We start from the raw sequence: 6,105 nt of genomic DNA, 5'->3' as shown, positions 1-6,105 counted from the left end.
CAGACAGGCGGGCGCTTCGCTGAGATCATCACGGGGTGCTCAACGCCTCTTCCTTCTGGTCTCGTCGTGACGTCTCTCGCCGGGGCGTTGCTCCGAGTTTCGGCGCACGCCGAGTGCATGCCGCGGCCGTTGGGGTAGCGGCGCTGGCGTTGGTCCTGTCGGCCTGCGGTGGTCTCGGCGGTGACGCGGCCGAGGGCGGCTCGGCGGCCGGGGACGAGGCGACTGCCGCCGAGGTGTCGTCCGCCGGGGTCGTGGAGATCGAAGTGGGCGCGCACTACGACGACATCCGCGCCACGTATCCCGATTTTCCCGAGCAGAGCGCCGGTACTTCCGAGGGTGCGAACACGGTGATCACCTACGCCGACCGCGAGTACGTCTTTGACTCGGACGGCGTGGTGGTGGAGGTGCGTCCGCCCGGCGGTGGCTCCGGCGAGTCGAGCGAGACCACCGAGGCGAGCGCTGCGGATGATGGGTCGGGGAAGGCGACCAAGAAATCGGGGGAGACCGAACTCGTCACCTACCGGCCGTACCTCGACGACGGCTCGCTCGCGCCGGGCTTCGAGGTTCGCGATGAACTGCAGTTCCCGTGGATCTGTTCGGACTCCCCGGAAGGGTTTTTGACCTGCGGACAGGAACATACAGGCATGGCGGTTGAGTACTGTTCCACCGACGGAGAGTACGTCTGGTGCCCCGACTACCAGGGATCCGGCGAGCCCAATTTCGTCCGGGCCCTGTACGGATCGTCTCAACCAGCCAGCGGCAGCAGGCGTCCGGACTCCGGCCCGCTGCCGGTGTATGTCGACCTCTCGAATGGGCAGCGTTGCCGGTTCGGTCTCGTGCCGGGCAATCTGAATCCGAGCGCGGACCACTTCTACTCCTGCGACGACTACGAGCGACTGTGGGCGGAGAACGGCGAGGGCGTGTTCACCACCGACGGAACCTGGACGTCCCTGAAAGCGAGCGTCGGGTCCACCCCGCTTCAGCCGGTGCAGGTCGTGCGGGCGGTGTTCTTCGAGTAGTGGTCAGTCGACTCTGATCTAGCCCCTGACCTAGGCCCTGACCTGGGCAGCTGGTCCGTGTCGGTCGTTTGGGGGACAGACACTCGGGCGCTTCGCTGGGATCATCGCGGGGTGTTCACCGCCTTCAATTCCAGGTCTCGTCGTGACGTCCCTCGCCAGCCCGGTACTCGTGGCGCAGCCGCTCGCCGGATGCGCGGTGCGTCAGCTGGGGTAGCGGCGCTGGCGTTGGTCCTCACCGGGTGCAGCGCCCTTGGCATCGGGGGCGACGACGCTGCCGGGGAGCCGACGGTCTTGGTGATGGACGCATCCGCGTCGATGCTGACCGACGATGCGCCGGGGCCTCGCATTGACGCGGCAAAAGCTGCGGCGAATGGGTTGATCGAGGGACTGCCCGATGAGGCGGTGCTGGGTTTGGTCACCTACGGCACGTCGACCGATGATGCGCCGGAGTCTCAGGCCGCAGGATGCCAGGACGTGACGACGCTGGCGGAGCCGGTGGAGTTGGGCTCGGACGGGCATCGGGTGGCGCTTCTCGCGGAGGTCGGCGGCCTGGAGCCGCGTGGGTACACGCCGATCGCGGAGTCGCTGAGGCAGGCTGCGGGGCTGTTGCCGGAGGGGGATGCGGCGATCATCGTGGTCTCCGACGGCGAGGATGCCTGTGGCGATCCGCCGTGTGAGGCGGCCGCGGAGCTCAAGGAACAGAATCCGGGTCTGCGCATCTCGACGGTCGGTTTTAAGACCGCGACCCCGGAGTTGGCGTGCATCGCGCGGACCACCGGCGGGCTGTTCGTCACCGCGGATGACGCCGACCAGCTGGCCTCCCGCGTGCTGGCTGCGCGCGACACCGATCAGAATGCCGCCGCGCTGACCCCCACTGGTCTGGGCGGGATCGATGTGGGTGCGCACTACAACGACATCAGCGCAGCCCACGACGATTTCCCGGGTCAGGGCGACGGCGTGACCGAGGGCGACTACACGGTCATCACCTACGTCGACTGTGACTATGTCTTTGACGGCGACGGCGTGGTGGTGGAAGTCCGGCCGCATGACGGTCGCACGGTCGACGGTCTGACCGTTGGCGACTCCCTCGACAGGGCGACGGAAATATACGGCGACGAGGTCGACGCTCCTGCCGAGGCTGCGAACTCCAGCGGCGCTGAGGAGGCCATGAAGGGAACCTCGAACGTCCGCTACTTCGTGGCTAGCCGTGAGGCCGGGACCGCATGGAAGGTCGGGACCGATGGCGACACCATCACCGACATCGTCCTCTGCGAGTGCCTGCCGCCGTCTGCCTCGGCAGGCTCGGACACCAACGGTGGCGGCGCCGAATGGATGGCACCAGTTGCCGGGTCCGGCTACTTCGAATCGACGAGCTATCGCCAAGATTCGAGAATGGTCGGTCAGACCGAGATCATGGTCTACACACCGTTCCAGGAGGACGGCACGCTCTCGTCGGAGTTCGAAGAGATCGGACCCGGTAACGACGAACTGTGGGTGTGCCAACGGTGGCGTGGTGACTTCTACTCCTGCTACCAGGACGAGTTCCCTGATGCGAAGTCGTACTTCTGCTCCACCAATGGAGAAACCGCGTGGTGTGCAACCCCTCGGGGAGGCAGGTACTACGCCCGGCACAACAATATTCGCGTGATCGAGGGCCGGGACACCTCGCTGCGGATGATCGACCCATTGCCGGTATGGGTGTCAGTGAAGGGGACGGGGGCGACGTACTACTTCCAAGGTAGGGCCGACATCGACCGCCCCGATGCGACACCCGTCTACCTGAGCCAGGGGGAGGGCGCGCTCTGGGCCCCGACGGGTCAGAGCGCCTTCGATACCAGCGGAGAATTCTGGACTGGTTATCACGCGCCGGCGCATGGCACGACGCCGCCCCTCAGGCCACTTGAGCTGGACGGTGTGGTGTTCCTGGAAATGGACTGAGCCGGGCGTGGTTTGCAGCCGCGCCTGCGCTCGGGGCAAGCCGCGTGAGCCGCCTCAGCCGCCGGTGAAGCCCTTCACCAGCTTGAGCAGCGGGGGAGCCGAAGGAACGAGCTCCTCGGCCTCCTCGGCCAACTTCTCCTTAGAGATCAATTCGGTGTCCTTGAGTTTGGTGTCGGGGTCGGCAAAAGCGGCGTAGTCGTCGTCGCCCCCAAGCGTTGCCAACAGGTAACCCGCCACCAGCGGCCGGACGGTGCGCTGCGTCCTACGATCCGGGTCGGCGAGGCCGACCTGGCCGATCAGCGAATTGCGCTCCACCAGCCCCGACTCAATCGCCTTTTCCAGGCGGCGGTGCACCAGATCCCCACGCCAGGCCAGCTGCAACGCCGCGGCGTCCTCGCCACGCACCCCACCGGAGGCGGACAGGAGCAGCCCGGGGGCGTCGATGAGCATCGCGCGCTGGGCGGCCGAGGGCACGGTCTCCGCGGGGAAGACCATCGCCACCGCATCGATATCCGTGCGCTGCGAGGCCAGGAGCGCCGCCACGCCACCACCGAGACCATGACCGGCCACGGCGATCCGACGCGGATCCGCACGCACCTTCCCGCGACCCAACCGGGCCTGCAGGGTGTCCTCGATCGCGGCCGACAGGTTGTCCGCGAACTGCTGGTGATTGGGACGGCCGCCACGGTCGGTCGCGGGGGCCACCACCACGAAACCCCACGACGCGAGGTGCTTCAGGGTGTCCGTGTAGTACTGCGGACCCTTGGTCCAGTCATGCGCCCACCCCACGACCGGGGCTGGTGACGGGGCGTCACGCGGCACGAACACCGCGCCCGGCGAGCCGGTGAAGCCGAGGTCGCCGGTATCCACCCCGTACGGGCCGCGCCGGCCCAGTTTCGCGTGCAATTCCTTGGTCTTGATGGCCACGCAGTTAACAGTATCGCCTCCGGTGGGGTTGAGGGGGCCGGGCCCGCGGAGCGATGGGGGCCGGTGCCGCCATGTGGACGTCTCACTAGCGCGCTGTCGTACGGTCCGGCGACGTGCAGCGGATGGTTTCCTGGGTCGGCCCCTGTGCTGGCTACACTTGGCGACCATGTGCGGAATCGTCGGATATGTGGGCCAGCAGGCTGCTCTCCCTGTCGTCGTCGAGGCCCTGCGGAGGATGGAGTACCGCGGCTATGACTCGGCGGGCGCCGCCATTCTCGACGGAGCCGGGAAGGTACGGGTCGAGAAGCGCGCGGGCAAGCTCGCCAACCTGGAAGAAGCGCTCGGCGCCGAGGGCGGGGACGCCGGATTCCCCGGCACCACCGGCATCGGCCACACGCGCTGGGCCACGCACGGCCGTCCCACGGACCGGAACGCGCACCCGCATGTCTCCGGCGATGTGGCGATCGTCCACAACGGGATCATCGAGAACTTCGCGCCGCTGCGCGCCGAGCTCGAGAACGCCGGCGTCGAGCTGTCCTCGGACACCGACTCCGAGGTCGCCGCGCACCTCGTCGCGCGCGCCATGGCCGAGGGGGAGACCGCGGGCGACTTCGTGGCCTCCTGCCGCGCGGTACTGAGCCGCCTCGAGGGCGCGTTCACGCTGGTGTTCAGCCACGCCAAGCACCCCGATGTGCTGGTGGCCGCCCGCCGCTCCACCCCGCTCGTGCTGGGCGTCGGCGAGGGCGAGATGTTCCTCGGCTCGGACGTGGCCGCGTTCATCGAGCACACCCGCGAGGCCGTGGAGCTGGGCCAGGACAACGTCGTGGTGATGCGCGCCGACGGCTACGAGATCACGAACTTCGCCGGCGAGCCCCTCGAGGGCCGCACGTTCCACATCGACTGGGACCTCGAGGCCGCCGAGAAGGGCGGCTACGACTACTTCATGCTCAAGGAGATCGCCGAGCAGCCCACCGCCGTGGCCGACACGCTGCTGGGCAAGTTCCAGGACGGCCGGATCGTGCTGGACGAGCAGCGCATCTCCGACCAGGAACTGCGCGACGTCGACAAGGTGTTCATCATCGCTTGCGGCAGCGCCTACCACTCGGGGCTCGTGGCCAAGTACGCCATCGAGCACTGGACGCGCCTGCCATGCGAGGTCGAGATCGCCTCGGAGTTCCGCTACCGCGACCCGGTTCTGGACCGCTCGACGCTGGTGGTGGCCATCTCCCAGTCCGGCGAGACCGCCGACACGCTCGAGGCCGTGCGGCACGCCAAGGACCAGAAGGCGCGCGTCCTGGCCGTCTGTAATACGAATGGTTCGCAGATCCCGCGCGAGGCCGACGCCGTGCTCTACACACACGCCGGCCCCGAGATCGGCGTGGCCTCCACCAAGGCCTACCTCGCGCAGATCACCGCCAACTACCTCGTGGGCCTGGCTCTGGCGCAGGCGCGCGGCACCAAGTTCCCCGACGAGGTGGCCGCCGAGTTCCGCCAGCTCGAGCGCATGCCCGAGGCCATCCAGAAGGTCGTGGACTCCCTCGAGCCGGTCCGCGAGATCGCGCGCGAGCTCGCCGACTCCAAGTCCGTGCTGTTCCTGGGCCGCCACGTCGGCTACCCCACGGCGCTGGAGGGTGCGCTCAAGCTCAAGGAGCTCGCCTACATGCACGCCGAGGGCTTCCCGGCCGGCGAGCTCAAGCACGGGCCGATCGCCCTGATCGAGGAGGGCCTTCCCGTCTTTGTGGTGATGCCTCCCGTCGAGGGCCGCGGCGTCCTGCACTCCAAGCTGGTGAGCAACATCCAGGAGATCAAGGCGCGCGGTGCCCGCACCATCGTGATCGCGGAGGAGGGCGACGAGGTGGTCAAGCCGCTGTCCGACTACTTCATCCCGATCCCCGCCTCCACCACGCTGCTGCAGCCGCTGCTCGCGACGATCCCGTACCAGGCGTTCGCCGCCGAGGTCGCCGCCGCGCGTGGTTACGACGTGGACAAGCCCCGCAACCTCGCCAAGTCCGTCACGGTGGAGTAACCCCACCGCGCGAAAGATCACAACCGGGGGACGACGACGACAATGCTGCGTGCACACTCCGTCGAGGTCGTTCGGTCTGCGGAGGCCCCGCTCATCGCGGCCGCCGAGGCCTCCGGCGACCCGGATGCGGTCATGCGCCGGGCCGCCGCCGGGTTGGCCCACCACACCGCGGCGCTCGTGCGGGAGCGGACCGGC

General features: G+C 68.3%; 4 protein-coding genes. 3 read left to right on the top strand and 1 reads right to left on the bottom strand.

Going from position 1 to position 6,105, the window contains the following annotated elements:
* Positions 1-35: 35 nt before the first annotated feature.
* Complete coding sequence (locus G6016_RS14760) at positions 36-1,019, top strand: hypothetical protein (RefSeq protein WP_182633373.1); 984 nt, start codon at positions 36-38, stop codon at positions 1,017-1,019.
* A 297-nt stretch (positions 1,020-1,316) separates the two neighbouring features.
* Positions 1,317-2,957 (top strand): vWA domain-containing protein, encoded by a 1,641-nt coding sequence (locus G6016_RS14755; protein WP_182633372.1) that lies wholly within the window; start codon positions 1,317-1,319, stop codon positions 2,955-2,957.
* 54 nt (positions 2,958-3,011) lie between these two features.
* Here the strand turns inward: G6016_RS14755 and G6016_RS14750 are convergent, their stop codons facing one another.
* Positions 3,012-3,884, bottom strand: a complete 873-nt coding sequence (locus tag G6016_RS14750) for a dienelactone hydrolase family protein (RefSeq protein WP_338403631.1) — start codon at positions 3,882-3,884, stop codon at positions 3,012-3,014.
* Positions 3,885-4,050: 166 nt separating this feature from the next.
* On the opposite strand from G6016_RS14750, the gene glmS reads away from it, so the two are divergent.
* Positions 4,051-5,910: a glutamine--fructose-6-phosphate transaminase (isomerizing) gene (gene glmS / locus G6016_RS14745; protein ID WP_182633370.1), complete on the top strand. Its 1,860-nt coding sequence runs from the start codon at positions 4,051-4,053 to the stop codon at positions 5,908-5,910.
* Positions 5,911-6,105 lie beyond the last annotated feature (195 nt).

Origin of the sequence: Dietzia aerolata (genome assembly GCF_014144865.1) — a bacterium.
Lineage (GTDB): Bacteria > Actinomycetota > Actinomycetes > Mycobacteriales > Mycobacteriaceae > Dietzia > Dietzia aerolata.
This window is presented reverse-complemented; position numbering and strand designations above follow the sequence as displayed.

What these genes read in the sequence shown, in the direction of transcription:
- G6016_RS14755 (WP_182633372.1), top strand. Translation starts at nt 1,317, where the DNA reads ATGGACGCATCCGCGTCGATGCTGACCGACGATGCGCCGGGGCCTCGC.
- glmS (WP_182633370.1), top strand. Translation starts at nt 4,051, where the DNA reads ATGTGCGGAATCGTCGGATATGTGGGCCAGCAGGCTGCTCTCCCTGTC.